The sequence below is a fragment of the Pseudoduganella rivuli genome (assembly GCF_009674485.1).
In the GTDB taxonomy this organism is placed as follows: Bacteria; Pseudomonadota; Gammaproteobacteria; order Burkholderiales; family Burkholderiaceae_D; genus Rugamonas; species Rugamonas rivuli_B.
The window spans coordinates 38,705-52,531 of record NZ_WKJJ01000019.1; the positions used below are offsets into that span (position 1 = coordinate 38,705).

The 13,827-nt window shown below is 63.8% G+C and carries 14 protein-coding genes; 7 read left to right on the forward strand and 7 right to left on the reverse strand.

The window, feature by feature from the left end; genetic code table 11:
- Window positions 1–74: 74 nt before the first annotated feature.
- The 7 genes from xapA (at window position 75) to GJ700_RS26395 (ending at window position 8,608) form a co-directional block, all read left to right on the forward strand.
- Complete coding sequence (gene xapA, locus GJ700_RS26365) at window positions 75–914, forward strand: xanthosine phosphorylase (protein ID WP_154379612.1); 840 nt, start codon at window positions 75–77, stop codon at window positions 912–914.
- Between the two features lie 92 nt (window positions 915–1,006).
- Entirely contained in the window at window positions 1,007–2,200 is a 1,194-nt protein-coding gene (locus GJ700_RS26370) for a phosphopentomutase (protein ID WP_154379614.1), read from the forward strand.
- Window positions 2,197–3,156: a deoxyribose-phosphate aldolase gene (gene deoC / locus GJ700_RS26375; RefSeq protein WP_154379616.1), complete on the forward strand. Its 960-nt coding sequence runs from the start codon at window positions 2,197–2,199 to the stop codon at window positions 3,154–3,156. Before GJ700_RS26370 ends, deoC begins: the two co-directional genes overlap by 4 nt.
- A 10-nt stretch (window positions 3,157–3,166) precedes the next feature.
- Window positions 3,167–5,551: an aldehyde dehydrogenase family protein gene (locus tag GJ700_RS26380; protein ID WP_371868136.1), complete on the forward strand. Its 2,385-nt coding sequence runs from the start codon at window positions 3,167–3,169 to the stop codon at window positions 5,549–5,551.
- Between the two features lie 96 nt (window positions 5,552–5,647).
- Window positions 5,648–6,970 (forward strand): thymidine phosphorylase, encoded by a 1,323-nt coding sequence (gene deoA / locus GJ700_RS26385; RefSeq protein ID WP_154379618.1) that lies wholly within the window; start codon window positions 5,648–5,650, stop codon window positions 6,968–6,970.
- A gap of 10 nt (window positions 6,971–6,980) precedes the next feature.
- Complete coding sequence (locus GJ700_RS26390; protein ID WP_154379620.1) at window positions 6,981–7,388, forward strand: cytidine deaminase; 408 nt, start codon at window positions 6,981–6,983, stop codon at window positions 7,386–7,388.
- A complete protein-coding gene (locus GJ700_RS26395) occupies window positions 7,385–8,608 on the forward strand; it encodes a nucleoside deaminase (protein WP_371868137.1) in 1,224 nt (407 codons plus the stop codon). The genes GJ700_RS26390 and GJ700_RS26395 overlap by 4 nt, the downstream gene beginning before the upstream one ends.
- A 27-nt stretch (window positions 8,609–8,635) precedes the next feature.
- Here the strand turns inward: GJ700_RS26395 and GJ700_RS26400 are convergent, their stop codons facing one another.
- From GJ700_RS26400 to cuyB, 7 genes are all read right to left on the reverse strand, one after another.
- On the reverse strand, window positions 8,636–9,052 hold the full coding sequence (locus GJ700_RS26400) for a YybH family protein (protein ID WP_154379622.1): 417 nt from the start codon (window positions 9,050–9,052) through the stop codon (window positions 8,636–8,638).
- Window positions 9,046–9,468, reverse strand: coding sequence for a VOC family protein (locus tag GJ700_RS26405; protein WP_154379624.1), 423 nt, complete (start codon window positions 9,466–9,468; stop codon window positions 9,046–9,048). Before GJ700_RS26405 ends, GJ700_RS26400 begins: the two co-directional genes overlap by 7 nt.
- A gap of 63 nt (window positions 9,469–9,531) precedes the next feature.
- Entirely contained in the window at window positions 9,532–10,329 is a 798-nt protein-coding gene (locus GJ700_RS26410) for a LytR/AlgR family response regulator transcription factor (protein ID WP_371868139.1), read from the reverse strand.
- The gene (locus tag GJ700_RS26415; protein WP_154379626.1) at window positions 10,326–11,252 is read right to left on the reverse strand and encodes a sensor histidine kinase; all 927 of its coding nucleotides are present in this window, start codon (window positions 11,250–11,252) and stop codon (window positions 10,326–10,328) included. Before GJ700_RS26415 ends, GJ700_RS26410 begins: the two co-directional genes overlap by 4 nt.
- Window position 11,253: 1 nt before the next feature.
- Window positions 11,254–11,526 (reverse strand): hypothetical protein, encoded by a 273-nt coding sequence (locus GJ700_RS26420; RefSeq protein WP_154379628.1) that lies wholly within the window; start codon window positions 11,524–11,526, stop codon window positions 11,254–11,256.
- A 155-nt stretch (window positions 11,527–11,681) separates the two neighbouring features.
- Window positions 11,682–12,251: a GNAT family N-acetyltransferase gene (locus tag GJ700_RS26425; RefSeq protein ID WP_154379630.1), complete on the reverse strand. Its 570-nt coding sequence runs from the start codon at window positions 12,249–12,251 to the stop codon at window positions 11,682–11,684.
- 10 nt (window positions 12,252–12,261) lie between these two features.
- Complete coding sequence (cuyB, locus tag GJ700_RS26430) at window positions 12,262–13,728, reverse strand: cysteate racemase (protein ID WP_154379632.1); 1,467 nt, start codon at window positions 13,726–13,728, stop codon at window positions 12,262–12,264.
- Window positions 13,729–13,827: the final 99 nt, after the last annotated feature.

Genomic DNA, 13,827 nt, shown 5'->3' on the forward strand with positions numbered 1-13,827 from the left:
CACTCGAAATCCATGCTGGCGCAAGCCGTTGCGCGCAACAGCACGTATATACCAACATCCATAACGAGGAACCCATGTCTAACAACGCTCCATTCCAGGCCGCCGCCCTTGTCCGTTCCCGCATGCCGGCGAACTTCCAGCCACGTCTCGCACTGGTGCTGGGCTCCGGCCTTGGCGTGCTGGCCGAGCAGATGCAGGATGCGGTGACGATTCCGTTCGATGAATTGCCAGGTTTCCCGATCAGCACCGTGCACGGCCACGCCGGCGCGATGGTGCTGGGCACCCTGTCCGGTGTACAAGTCGTGTGCCTGAAGGGCCGCGGCCACTTCTACGAAGGCTATGGCCTGGGCGTGATGACGTCCGCCGTGCGGACCCTGAAACTGCTGGGTGTGGACTTCCTGTTTGTGACCAATGCCGCCGGTTCGCTGCGTCCGGAAGTGGATGCGGGTTCGCTGGTGGCGCTGACCGACCATATCAACCTGTTGCCGGGCACGCCGATGATCGGCCCGAACGACGAGCGTTTCGGCCCGCGCTTCTTCTCGATGTCGAATTGCTACGACGCCGACCTGCGCAACCAGCTGAAAGCCACGGCGGCGGAAACCGGCATCACGCTGCACGACGGCGTGTACATCGCGTACTCCGGCCCGAACTTTGAAACCGCTGCGGAAATCCGCGCCTTTAAAGTACTGGGCGCCGACGTGGTTGGCATGTCCGTGGTACCGGAAGTCATTCCGGCCCGCCACTGTGGCCTGAAAGTCATGGGCGTCTCCGTGGTGACCAACCTGGCCGAAGGCATGTCGCCATTCCAGCTGTCGCACGAGCAAACGCTGAAATACGCGGCCATCGGCGCGGAAAGCCTGGTGAAACTGATCCTGGCCTTCCTGGCCAACGTGGCGAAAACGCCGCGCGCATAACGCGGCAGCAAGCAGAAAAAGAGCGGCTCGACCGCTCTTTTGCATTGCATGGCCTACACTGAATTCTCTTAACTTAACCGACGAGCACCATCATGTCACGCGCCTTCATTCTCCTGCTGGATTCCTTCGGCCTCGGCGCCACGCCGGACGCCGACAAGTATGGCGACGCCGCCACCAACACCTTTGGCCATATTGCCGCCTGGGCGGCAAAAGAAGGCAAGCCGATGGACTTGCCGAACCTGGAAAAACTGGGTCTGGCCGCCGCCGCCCATACCGCTTGCGGCGAATGGGCCGCGGGTTTCAGCCGGCGCGATGGGTTTACCGCTGCCTATGGCGCCGCACGCGAGCAATCGACGGGCAAGGATACGCAATCGGGCCACTGGGAAATCGCCGGCGTGCCGGTGCTGTTCGACTGGGGCTACTTCCCGAAAACCGTGCCGTCGTTCCCGCAAGAGTTGACGGACAAATTGCAGGCGCTGACCGGCGTGCCGGGCTTCCTCGGCAATTGCCACGCTTCCGGCACCACCATCATCAATGAGCTGGGCGACGAGCACGTGGCGACCGGCAAGCCGATCCTGTACACGTCGGCCGACTCGGTCTTGCAGATCGCGTGCCACGAACAGCACTTCGGGCTGGAGCGTTTGTACGACATGTGCGAAAAGGCCTATGAACTCGTCAAACCGTACAACATCGGCCGCATCATCGCCCGTCCGTTCGTCGGTGAAAACGGTAACTACAAGCGCACGTCGAACCGCCACGATTACGCGGTGCCGCCGCATGCGCCGACCCTGCTGGACCACGTGAAAAACGAAGGCGGCGAAGTGATCGCGCTGGGCAAGATCAGCGATATCTATGCGGGGCAGGGCGTGTCCCGCGTCGTCAAGGGCCCGGACAATATGGCGCTGTTCGACGCGCTGCTGAAAGTACAGGACGAAGCGGGCGACAAGTCGCTGACGTTCGTGAACTTCGTCGACTTCGACCAGGCGTTCGGCCATCGCCGCGACGTGGCCGGCTACTCGAACGCGCTGCATGAAATGGATGCGCGCCTGCCGGAATTCTTCGCGAAGATGAAGGACGGCGACCTGTGCGTCATCACGGCCGATCACGGCTGCGATCCGACGTCGCCAGGCTCCGACCATACGCGCGAACATATCCCCGTGATCTTCTTCGGCCCGGGTGTCCAGGGCCGCGCCCTCGGCATCTCCGACACGTTCTCGGATATCGGCCAGACCATTGCCCACCACCTCGGCGTGCAACCCCTTTCCAACGGAAATAATCTCTTATGACCATCGATCATTTCAAGCGCAATGAGGCGATGCCGCTCGACCTGGGCTGGCTGAACCATATCCACGTGAACAAAGCCGCGGCCGACCGCCGGGCTCAATCGCTGGCCAACCGCCGTACCGTCAAGAAGGAATACCAGGCCGCGTGGCTGGTCAAGGCGATCGAACTGATCGACCTGACCACGCTGGCCGGCGACGATACGCCGGGCCGCGTCGAGCGCCTGTGCATGAAGGCCATGCGTCCGCTGCGCAGCGACCTGGTGGAGGCGTTGGGCCTGCAGGACCGCAACCTGATGACGGGCGCCGTGTGCGTGTACCACGAAATGATCCAGCACGCCGATAAAGTGCTGAAAGGCCGTTTGCCGATCGCCGCCGTGTCGACCGGCTTCCCCGCCGGTTTGACCAGCATGGAAACCAAGGTGCGCGAAATCGAATTGTCGGTGGCGGCCGGCGCGAAGGAAATCGATATCGTCATCACGCGCCAGCACGTCCTGACGGGCAACTGGCAAGCGCTGTACGATGAAATGCTGGCTTACCGCAAGGCGTGCGGCGAAGCGCACGTGAAAGCCATCCTGGCCACCGGCGACCTGGTGACGCTGGAAAACGTGGCGAAGGCATCGTGGGTCTGCATGATGGCCGGCGCCGATTTCATCAAGACCTCGACCGGTAAAGAGGGTGTCAACGCCACCATCCCCGTGTCGCTGGTGATGGTGCGCGCGATCCGCGAATACCATGAACGCACGGGTTTCCAGATCGGCTACAAGCCGGCCGGCGGCGTCGGCACGGCCAAGGCCGCGCTGCAATACATGACCGTGATGAAAGAAGAACTGGGCAATGAATGGCTGGAACCGCATCTGTTCCGTATCGGCGCATCGAGCCTGCTGACTGACATCGAGCGCCAGCTCGAACATTATGTCACCGGCAATTACTCGGCCGCCCACCGTCACGCGCAACCCTAAGGATCCATTCATGCCAACTATCAACGACATCCTGAAGACCATGGAATACGGCCCCGCACCAGAAAGCCAGAAAGAAGCGCAAGCATGGCTGGACCAGCAAGGCCGCAAATTCGGCCTGTTCATCGACAACGCGTGGAGCGAGCCGGGTGAACTGTTTGCTTCGAACAATCCCGCCGACGGCAAGCAACTGGCGGAACTGACGCAGGCCACGACGGACGACGTGAACCGCGCCGTCGACGCCGCGCGCCGCGCGCAACCGGCATGGCAAGGCCTGGGCGGCCACGGCCGCGCAAAAATCCTGTACGCGATTGCGCGCCTGATGCAAAAGCATGCGCGCCTGTTCGCCGTGCTGGAAACGCTGGACAATGGCAAGACCATCCGCGAAACCCGCGATGCCGACTTGCCGCTGGTGGCGCGCCACTTTTACTACCACGCGGGCTGGGCCCAGCTGCAGGACGAGGAATTCGCAGGCCACCGCCCGGTCGGCGTGGTGGGCCAGATCGTGCCATGGAACTTCCCGCTGCTGATGCTGGCATGGAAAGTCGCGCCGGCACTGGCTGCCGGCAACACCATCGTGTTCAAGCCGGCGGAATTCACGTCGCTGACCGCGATGCTGTTTGCGCACATTTGCGTGCAGGCCGGCGTGCCGGCCGGTGTCGTCAATATCGTGACCGGCGACGGCCGCGTGGGCGAAGCCATCGTCAAGCATGAAGGCATCGACAAGCTGGCATTCACCGGCTCGACCGAAGTGGGCCGCATCATCCGCGAAGCCACCGCCGGTTCGGGCAAGAAGCTGTCGCTGGAACTGGGCGGCAAGTCGCCGTTCATCGTGTTCGAAGATGCGGACCTGGACGCGGCGGTCGAAGGCCTGGTCGATTCGATCTGGTTCAACCAGGGGCAGGTCTGCTGCGCCGGTTCGCGCCTGCTGGTGCAGGAATCGGTCGAGGAACGCTTCCTGGCGAAGCTGCGCGCCCGCATGGATAACCTGCGCCTCGGTTCGCCGCTGGACAAGTCGATGGATATCGGTGCGCTGGTCGACCCGATCCAGCGCCAGCGCATCGCCGGCCTGGTGGAAGCGGCCCGCTGCGAAGGTTGCGACGTGTACCAGCCGGCCGGCTGCGTGATCCCGACCGATGGTTCGTGGTTCCCGCCGACGCTGATCACGGGCGCGTCGACGTCCGCCGCCGTGGCGCAGGCTGAAATCTTTGGCCCCGTGCTGGTGGCGATGAGCTTCCGTACCCCGGCCGAAGCCGTGCAACTGGCCAACAACACCGTGTATGGCCTGGCATCGTGCGTGTGGACTGAAAACATTTCGCTGGCGCTGGACGTCGCGCCCGCCATCAAGGCCGGTGTGGTGTGGATCAACACCGCCAACCAGTTCGACGCCGCTTGCGGCTTCGGCGGTTACCGCGAATCCGGCTATGGCCGTGAAGGCGGCCGCGAAGGCATGTATGAATACCTGGTACCGCTGTCGGAAGACCAGCGTCCGGCCGCGCCGATCGCGGCAGACAAGGGCAAGGCGAAAGCCGCCGCGCCGTCGGCCGATCCGTTCGCCATCGACCGTACCGCCAAGCTGTACATCGGCGGCAAGCAGGCCCGCCCTGACGGCGCCTACAGCCGCGCGATCACTGGCTTTGATGGCAAGTTCCTCGGCGAAGTCGGCGAGGGCAACCGCAAGGATATCCGTAACGCGGTAGAAGCTGCGCACAAGGCCACCGGCTGGACCAAGGCCACGGCGCACAACCGCGCACAGGTGCTGTTCTACATCGCTGAAAACCTGGCGGCGCGCGGCGCGGAATTCGCCGAGCGTATTGCGGCGCAGACCGGCGCGAAGAATGCTGAAAAAGAAGTGCAGGCCGCCGTCGAGCGCCTGTTCTACTGGGCCGCGTGGGCCGACAAATACGACGGCTTGGCGCACCAGCCGCCGATGCACGGCATCACCGTGGCGCTGAACGAAGCGATTGGCGTGATCGGCATCGTGGCGCCGAATGAAAACCCGCTGCTGGGCTTCATTTCGCTGGTGGCGCCGGCCATTGCCGTGGGCAACCGCGTGGTCGTGGTGCCGTCGGAAGCGCATCCGCTGACGGCGACCGACCTGTACCAGGTGTTCGACACGTCCGACCTGCCGGGCGGCGTCGTGAACATCGTGACCGGCTCGGCGGACGAACTGGCGCGCACGCTGGCAACGCACTCGGACGTCGACGCCATCTGGCGCCACGACGGTTCCGCCGCCGGCTGCGCCGAAGTGGAACGCCTGTCGGCAGGTTCGCTGAAGCGCACGTGGACCGGCGGCGCAAAAGGCCGCGACTGGTTCAGCACCGCGCAAGCGGGCGGCCGCACGGTGCTGGCGCATGCCTCGCAAGTGAAAAACATCTGGATTCCATACGGCGTATAAATAACGCCATACGGGAATTGCAATAGCAGGGGCCGCATGTCCGTATCGGACATGCGGCCCGAATACCTTACAAGACAACACTCCAAGAGACCGACAATGTTCCTGACCCAAGAAATCATCCGCAAAAAACGCGACAAGGGGGCGCTGACGCCGGAAGAAATCCAGTTCTTCGTGCGCGGCATCACGGACGGCAGCGTCAGCGAAGGGCAGATTGCCGCGCTGGCCATGGCCGTGTATTTCAACGACATGAACATGGACGAGCGCGTTGCATTCACGCTGGCCATGCGCGATTCCGGCGCGGTGCTGGACTGGTCGGGCCTGAACCTGCCTGGTCCGGTGGTCGACAAGCATTCCACGGGCGGCGTGGGCGATGTGGTGTCGCTGCTGCTGGGCCCCATGGTGGCGGCCTGCGGCGGCTATGTGCCGATGATTTCCGGCCGTGGCCTGGGCCACACGGGCGGCACGCTGGACAAGTTCGATTCCATCCCCGGCTACAACACGGTGCCGGACAATGACTTGTTCCGTAAAGTGGTGAAGGAAGTGGGCGTGGCCATCATCGGCCAGACGTCGAACCTGGCGCCGTCGGACAAGCGCTTCTACAGCATCCGCGACGTGACGGCGACGGTGGAATCGGTGGCCATGATCACCGGTTCCATCCTGTCGAAGAAACTGTCGGCGGGCTTGCAGGCGCTGGTGATGGATGTGAAAGCCGGCACCGGCGCCTTCATGCCGACCTACGACAAATCCGTGGAACTGGCGGAATCCATCGTCAAGGTGGGCAATGGCGCGGGCATGATGACGTCCGCCATCCTGACGGACATGAATGAATCGCTGGCGCCGTATGCCGGCAACGCCGTGGAAGTGCGGGGCGCGATCGATTACCTGACGGGCAAATCCCGTCCCGCGCGCCTGCACGAAGTGACGATGGCGCTGTGCGCGGAAATGCTGGTGCTGGGCAAGCTGGCGGCCGACGAAGTGGAAGCGCGCCAGAAGCTGCAGGCGGCGCTGGACACGGGCGCGGCCACCGAACGCTTTGCGCGCATGGTGGTGGCGCTGGGCGGCCCGGCCAACCTGGTCGAGAATCCGGACCAGTACCTGGCGAAAGCGCCGATTCTGGTGCCGGCGCCCGCGCTGAAATCCGGCTATGCGGCGGCCACCAATTGCCGCGGTATCGGCCTGTCGGTCGTGAGCCTGGGCGGCGGCCGCCGCCGTCCGACCGATGCCATCGATTTCGCCGTGGGCCTGACGGACCTGGCCGGACTGGGCGACCGCATCGAAGCGGGCCAGCCGCTGGCCATGGTGCACGCACGCACGGAGGCGGCCGCCGCGCAGGCGATCGCGGAAATCCAGGCGGCCTACACCATCGCGGAAGACAAGCCGGCTGCCAACCCGGTCATTTACCGCACGATCCGTCCATAACGGGAGCAACATGAACAATGAACAACTGATCGCCGAAGCGGCTGCCGCGCGGCTGAAGGCGTACACCCCTTACTCGAACTTCAAGGTCGGCGCGGCCTTGTTGTGCAACGATGGCCGCGTGTTCCACGGCTGTAACGTGGAAAACGCATCGTATGGCTTGTGCAATTGCGCTGAACGCACGGCGTTTTTCAGCGCGGTGGCGCACGGCTACAAGCCGGGCGACTTCGACCGGCTCGCCGTCATCGGCGACACCGACGGTCCCATCGCACCCTGCGGCGCATGCCGCCAGGTGGTGCTAGAACTGGGCGGCAATGAATTGCCCGTGGTGTTGTCCAACCTGAAGGGCGACGTGTTTGAAACCACTGCGGCCGAGCAGCTTCCCAACGCGTTCGGCGGCGCGGACTTAAAAAAGAAGTGAAGAAGGTCATCGATGTGCAGGCGGCGGTGGCGGTCGCCGCCAGTGAAGCCATTTCCGCCAAGGCGCAGGGCACGTTCGGCGTCGGCGGCATCATGGTGGACGCCTCCGGCGCCGTGCTGAAAGCGCTGCACAACAATGTGATCCGCGACGGCCTGGTGTTCGATCCCACCGCGCATGGCGAGCGGCAATTGATCGACTGGTACTTCGAAGAGCGGGCGCAGGGTACCGAATTGCCCGAGCCGCACGAGATCACCATCGTCACGTCGCTGGACCCGTGCTGCATGTGCACGGGCGCCATCCTGGCGTCCGGTTTCAATGTGGTGGTTGCCGCCACGGACGCCAACGCCGGCATCAATTACGATGGCAGCGCCACCTTCGATGCGTTGCCGGCAGGCTTGCGGGAACAGGCCCGTTCCACGTTTTCCTATCCGGCCGTGCTGGGCCAGTCGGCTTATGCGCGGGAAGCCAGGGGCGCGCCGGTCAAACCGTTCTTCATCGGTAAAAACATTGCCGAACCGACGGAAGCATTGTGTTCGCTGGTGTTCGAAGCGACGTCGAAAGGCGCGATGGCGCTATTCGATGCGGACCCGCCCCGCGACCAGTTGAAAGACCCGGCGACGCTGTCGTCGCGCCATGCGATTGCCGTCGCCTTGCGCAAGGCGTTTCCCGAAGCGCTGACGGCGCGCTGCGATCCGCAACGTCCCGACGCCAGCCTGGCGCCCGCGCTGTTGCAGGCGATCGCGCGCGACAAGGTGATGGGGGGCGACGGCGATGCCGTGGCCTTGCTGGATGCGTTCGGCAACCTGTTGCTGTGCATGCCGGGACGGCGCAACAAATCCGGCATCCGTACCGCCTTCATGGAGTGCACGCGGGCCTATGCGCAATTGCGCTACAAGCTGATGGAAGGCGCCACGCCGCAACCGCGTGACGAAATCCGCCAATACCTGGGACATCCGAAAGATGGCACGTTTGTCTTTGCCCGGGGACCGGCCAGCGGTGCGCTGAGCTTCATGGAACTGGGCGCGTACGGGTCGACCATGGAAGGGCCGTTGCCGGCATCGAATCCGCGCCAGTTCCAGTACGTGCTGCCGTCGCAGCCGCAGAACGAACTGGAGGCAATGTGCGCGGCCATGCCGCCGCTATACCGCCACACGATCCGCATCGGTCCCACGCAGGTCGATGACGAGGAATTGATCGCGGCGCTGGCGGCGCAGGCATAGGAGCCGCTCAAATTTTTTCACGGCTCCTTAACCGTCGCTCATCGCGTCGGTGACGGGCGCCAGCAGATTGGCGTCGCGCGCCAGTTGCCACTGGCCTGCGCCATTGCGGCGGAACACGGACAAGGTGTGGCCCGCGCGCCGCACCGCCACGCCGCCACCCAGCGGCTCCACGCGGATTTCCAGCCGCGTTCGGCTATAGGCGAGGTCGCCGGAAACGACGACTTCCTCCACCACGCTGTCCGGCATGACGCGGTGCGTGTGCGCCATGCGGCGCATGCCTTCGGCAAAGCTGTCGCGCCCCGTCATGGGCGCTTGTCCCGGTAACAGGAATACCACGTCTTCCGTCATCAGCGGCAGGATGGCCGCGACATCGCCCTGGCGCGTCGCCTCCAGCCAGCGCGCGATCACGCCGCGGATCGCCTGTTCATCGTTCGTGTTCACCATGGATCGTACGTTCCTATACTCCAGAGATTGCCTTCCGGGTCGCGGCACGTGAAGCCGCGCCCGCCGTAGTCTTCATCTTGCAATGGCATTTCTATCACAGCGCCGGCCTCGACCGCGCGCGCATGGACTGCATCGGCATCGTTGACGACCAGGTAGCTGCACTGTGTCACACGCATGCCGGTTTCCGACGGATGCGCCATCAGGCGCCCGAATTCCGTATCAAAAATGGAACTGAGCATGATCATGCCGTTACCGTAGCCGAGCTGGGCGTGGGCGATGGTGCCGTCGTCGTTCGGCACCACCAGTATTTCGGAAAAGCCCAGCGTATCGCACAGCCATGCAATGGCGGCCGGCGCGTCTCGGTAGCGCAGGCAGGGAATGATGGTGGCGCGGGTATCCTTCGGTATGCTCGTCATCTGCCCCTCCTGTCGATGTCATCCCGACAATATAGTTCAGCACACCGGCAGGGGCAAGCTGAGCTACATCTGCTGGAACAGGTGGGTGTTGCCCCGGCTGACTTCCAGCTCTTCGTCGAAGTTGCGCACGCGTACCATTTGCCGTCCCCGCAAATCGCGCCGCACTTCGGCAATCGCATCGACCCGCACCAGGGTGGAGCGGTGGATGCGCCAGAATTCATCGGGATCCAGTTCGTCTTCCAGTTCCTTCAAGGTCTTGCGGATCAATACTTCGCCTTGCAGGGTTTGCACGCGCGTGTATTTTTCATCGGCGCGGAAGAACAGTACTTCTTTCGTTGAAATCATGCGCAGGCTGTTGCCCACCATGGCCTGGATCCAGCGCAGGTATTCCTGAGGCCTGGCGGCCGGCGAACCACGGTTGGCGCCGCCGACGCCTTGCAGCAATTGCGCCAGCTGGCGTTCGATGTTGGCGGGCGATTTGCCCAACCGTTCCTGCAGGCGCGCACACGTGGTCTTCAGGCGCTCGCCGCCCGCCGGTTTCAGCAAATAATCCAGCGCCCCCTGTTCGAACGCTTCAATCGCATATTGGTCGTAAGCCGTGACGAACACGATATGGCAGCGGTTGAACAGCATGCGCGCCGCCTCGATGCCGGACAGGCCCGGCATGCGGATATCGAGGAACACGATGTCCGGCTGGTGCAGGCCCGTCAGCGCGATGGCTTCGATGCCGTTGGCCGCTTCCGCCACGATCCGCAATTGCGGCCACACTTCCTGCAAGCGTGCCCGCAGCAACTGGCGCATCGGTTCTTCATCGTCCGCGATCAGCGCGGTGGGACCGGCCGCAGGGGTTTCAGTGCTCACAGTTTGCTCCCTGCGAAAATATCCGGTGTGAAGGGCAGGCGGATGATGACCCGGGCGCCCCCATCATGGGGTGTTTCGATGATCAGTTGCGCGCGGTTGCCGTGCAGTAGGCGCAGGCGTTCGCGGATATTGGCCAGTCCCACGCCTTCGCCCGCATGGACATCGAAACCGATGCCGTCATCGTGCACTTCCACGTCGAGCATGTTGCCGCCGGGGCCGGTCGACGTGGTGGCGCGGATATCGATGCGGCCGCCCTCGATCTTCGGTTCCAGCCCGTGCTTGATGGCGTTTTCAATCAGGGTTTGCAGCATCATGGGCGGGAACGACGCGCTCAGCAGTTCCGGCGCCACGTCGATGTAGACGGCCAGCCGTTCTTTCATGCGGGCTTGCATGATGGCCAAGTAGGCGCGCGACATTTCCACCTGGCGGCCCAGCGTGTTATTGCTGCGCGAACGCATTTGCGGCATGGTGGCGCGCAGGTAATCGATCAAGTGCGCATGGACCTTGGCGGCCTGCTGCTGGTCCGTCTCGATCAGTTGCCCGATCAGGGCCAGCGTGTTGAACAGGAAATGCGGTTCGACCTGCGCCTGCAGCGCCGCCAGTTGCGCTTCGGCCAAGCGGCGTTCCAGGCTTTCCGTGCCCGCGTGCGCGGTGGCTTCCTTGGCTTCGACTTCCGCGCGCCGCTTGCCGCCGGCGAGGATTTTCAGGCAGAACGACAGGAAGACAAACCACCCGCCCACCTGGCCGGCCCGGAACATGCCCAGCACGATCAGCACCAGGATATCGATGACCACCAGCTTGCGCCATTCGACCATGGCCAGCCAGTCGAAGAATTCCCACCACAAGGTGCGGGCGGTTTCCCCGATTTCGCGGACGAAGGCCAGGGCGCTGCGGGTCCCCTGCTTGGTGCGGGCAAAAGCCATGTCAAACGTCCTTGTGCGGGGTGTAGTCGCCGCGGCGCTTCTTGTACTGGTAGCCGGCCACCAGCGCAATGGCGATCTTGGCCAGCAGGAATACGGCAAACAACGTCAGCGCCAGCGGCAGGATGGTCAGCAGGATCGCCAGCATGATGCAGCTGGCCAGCAGCGCAGGCCACGACATGCGCGACAGCGTGCGCATGAAGTAGCGGCCGATATGGCTGGCGGCGGCGCCGACTTCGCGGAATACGTCGCCGATGCTGTGATTGACGGTTTTCATTGATGCCTCCGAGAGTGTGGATGGCGCTAATGTACCAAGCGCTTTCCCGGCAGGGGAGTGCTATCCGACGAATTGCCGTTTATCGGGGGCAAGCTGCATTTGAGCGGCGTCAATGGTATGCGCCGATTGTGCATGATGCACCACAATGTTTTTTCTTAAGCAACTTTTTGCTGTCCGGCTTCCCAGTCGGCGCGCAGCAAGCCAAAGAAATCCGTGTCGCACACTTCGCCCGCCACGATCCAGCGCTGCCGCAGGTGGCCTTCATGCACAAAATGCAAGCGTTCCAGCAACTGGGTGGAGGCGCTGTTGCGCGGGTCGACATCGGCCTCGATGCGCAGCATGTCGAGGGCGCCGAAGGCGTGGCCGATCAGCGCCGCCAGCGCTTCCCGGGCATAGCCTTTGCCCCAGTGGGCACGGTCCAGGATATAGCCGATTTCACAGCGGCGGTTTTGTGCGCTGAATTTCGACAGGCGGCATTTGCCGATCATCTCGCCGCTGCCGGCCAGCGTGATGGCGAAGGTCAGCACGCTGCCGTCGGCGTAGGCCGCCAGCGTCTCGCGCACGTTTTCTTCGGCCTGGGCCACGTCGGTCCAGGGCGCAAAACTCCAGTAGCGCAATGCTTCCGGGTCGGTAAACAGGCGGTAAATCGCGCCGGCGTCATCCGGCTGCACGAAGCGCAGGACCAGCCTGCCGGTTTTCAAGGTAACAGGTGTAAAGGTGTTCATTTGAACAATACTATCCCACTTTCTGTCTGTTTGCCTGCGCCAGGGCCACGCAGCGCCGCGCCAGGATATCGGTCGGATCGAGCAGCGCGACGCTTTTGCCGGCAATGGCGAAGGCGCGATGCTGCGGCAATAGCAGCGGCAATTCCGTGCAGCCCAGGATGATGACCGTGGCGCCCCGTTCAGCCAGGTGGGCGGCGGCGCGCAGCAGGGCCGCTTTACCCGGTCCTTCGGTATGGCCGGCCTTCACGCCATGTTCGCCATAAATCGCTTCCATCACGTCTTGCTGGTGGCGCGCGTCCGGCACGATCAGGCTGAAACCGCTGCCCTGGGCTGCCGCATGGTAGACGCCGCTGCTGACGGTGCCGGTGGTGGCCAGCAAGCCGACGGTAGCGTGACCCGCATGGTGGCGGCCGATATGGCGGATGGTCTCTTCCAGCATGTTCACGATCGGCACCGCCAGGTTGTCCTGTATCCGCGCAATATAGGCGTGGGCGGTGTTGCATGGCATCGCGATCAGCGCCGCGCCATTTTCTTCCAGCCGCTTGCAGGCGGAATACAGCGCCAGTGTCGGATCGTCGCCATTGCCGACCAGGTTGGCGGTACGGTCTGGAATTTGCGGATTGTGCTCGACAATCAGGCGCACGTGTTCCTGGTCGCGCGCCGCATCCGTATTGCGGACGATCTTGTGCATGAAGTCGACCGTGGCGGCCGGCCCGATGCCGCCCACGATGCCCAGCTTGAAGGGCGCCTGGTGCAGCGCGGCGTCCTGCGCCAGCACATGCATGGCATAGATGTGGTGGCTGTCGACCACGGCATGGCCGGCAACTTGCAGCGGCCTGGCCAGCGCGGCAAATTCACTGGCGCCGGGGATGATCAGTTGGGCGCCTTGCCGCTCCAGGTCCGCGCATGCCTGGCGCAAGTGGGCGCACACCTGGTGGTCCGCCTGCGCCAGCACGTTGCCGTCGGCGCCATACAGTGCGCGCATGACGCAGTCGCGCTGGATGGCCGGCTGCGGATAAACCAGTTCCGCATGGGGGAAGTAGCGTTCGAACAGGCGCTGTTCGCGCACGTAAGTGGAGCACAGCACGCCGATGCGCAGCGGCGCATCGCCCACATGGGCCGCCAGTGCCGCCATCATGTCAAATACCCGTACGCCCAGCTCCGCCTGCAATTGATCGAGGAACGTGTGGCTGATAAAGCAAGGCAGCAGGACGCCGTCGGCGCGCGTTGCCTCGAAGCGGTGGATACGGTCATACAGGTACAGCTTGCGCGGCAGCAGCGCGTCGCCGCCGGCGCGGGTGCCGCACGGCTGACGGTCCAGGCTCAGGCGATAGCGGCCCAGGCCGTCCGTGGTTTCTCCGCGCGCTTCGATTGCACCGGCCAGCTTGCTGTACAAGTCCTGGCTGGCCAGTGTCCCCAGGCCGCCGATGATGGCGAGGTGCCGGACGGGCCGCTGCGGTGCAATGGTGGATGGCATGGCGTGAATTCTCCGTGGACGCGTATCGATGGCGTTACGATAAGGCGGCGCTGCGGCGCCGTTATGCGGATTTGCACTGGAACCATGCGTTTCCGGTAT

What these genes read in the sequence shown, in the direction of transcription:
- GJ700_RS26400 (WP_154379622.1), bottom strand. Translation starts at nt 9,052, where the DNA reads ATGGTGAACACGAACGATGAACAGGCGATCCGCGGCGTGATCGCGCGC.
- GJ700_RS26390 (WP_154379620.1), top strand. Translation starts at nt 6,981, where the DNA reads ATGAACAATGAACAACTGATCGCCGAAGCGGCTGCCGCGCGGCTGAAG.
- xapA (WP_154379612.1), top strand. Translation starts at nt 75, where the DNA reads ATGTCTAACAACGCTCCATTCCAGGCCGCCGCCCTTGTCCGTTCCCGC.
- GJ700_RS26425 (WP_154379630.1), bottom strand. Translation starts at nt 12,251, where the DNA reads ATGAACACCTTTACACCTGTTACCTTGAAAACCGGCAGGCTGGTCCTG.
- GJ700_RS26415 (WP_154379626.1), bottom strand. Translation starts at nt 11,252, where the DNA reads ATGGCTTTTGCCCGCACCAAGCAGGGGACCCGCAGCGCCCTGGCCTTC.
- GJ700_RS26370 (WP_154379614.1), top strand. Translation starts at nt 1,007, where the DNA reads ATGTCACGCGCCTTCATTCTCCTGCTGGATTCCTTCGGCCTCGGCGCC.
- GJ700_RS26380 (WP_371868136.1), top strand. Translation starts at nt 3,167, where the DNA reads ATGCCAACTATCAACGACATCCTGAAGACCATGGAATACGGCCCCGCA.
- cuyB (WP_154379632.1), bottom strand. Translation starts at nt 13,728, where the DNA reads ATGCCATCCACCATTGCACCGCAGCGGCCCGTCCGGCACCTCGCCATC.
- deoA (WP_154379618.1), top strand. Translation starts at nt 5,648, where the DNA reads ATGTTCCTGACCCAAGAAATCATCCGCAAAAAACGCGACAAGGGGGCG.
- deoC (WP_154379616.1), top strand. Translation starts at nt 2,197, where the DNA reads ATGACCATCGATCATTTCAAGCGCAATGAGGCGATGCCGCTCGACCTG.
- GJ700_RS26420 (WP_154379628.1), bottom strand. Translation starts at nt 11,526, where the DNA reads ATGAAAACCGTCAATCACAGCATCGGCGACGTATTCCGCGAAGTCGGC.
- GJ700_RS26405 (WP_154379624.1), bottom strand. Translation starts at nt 9,468, where the DNA reads ATGACGAGCATACCGAAGGATACCCGCGCCACCATCATTCCCTGCCTG.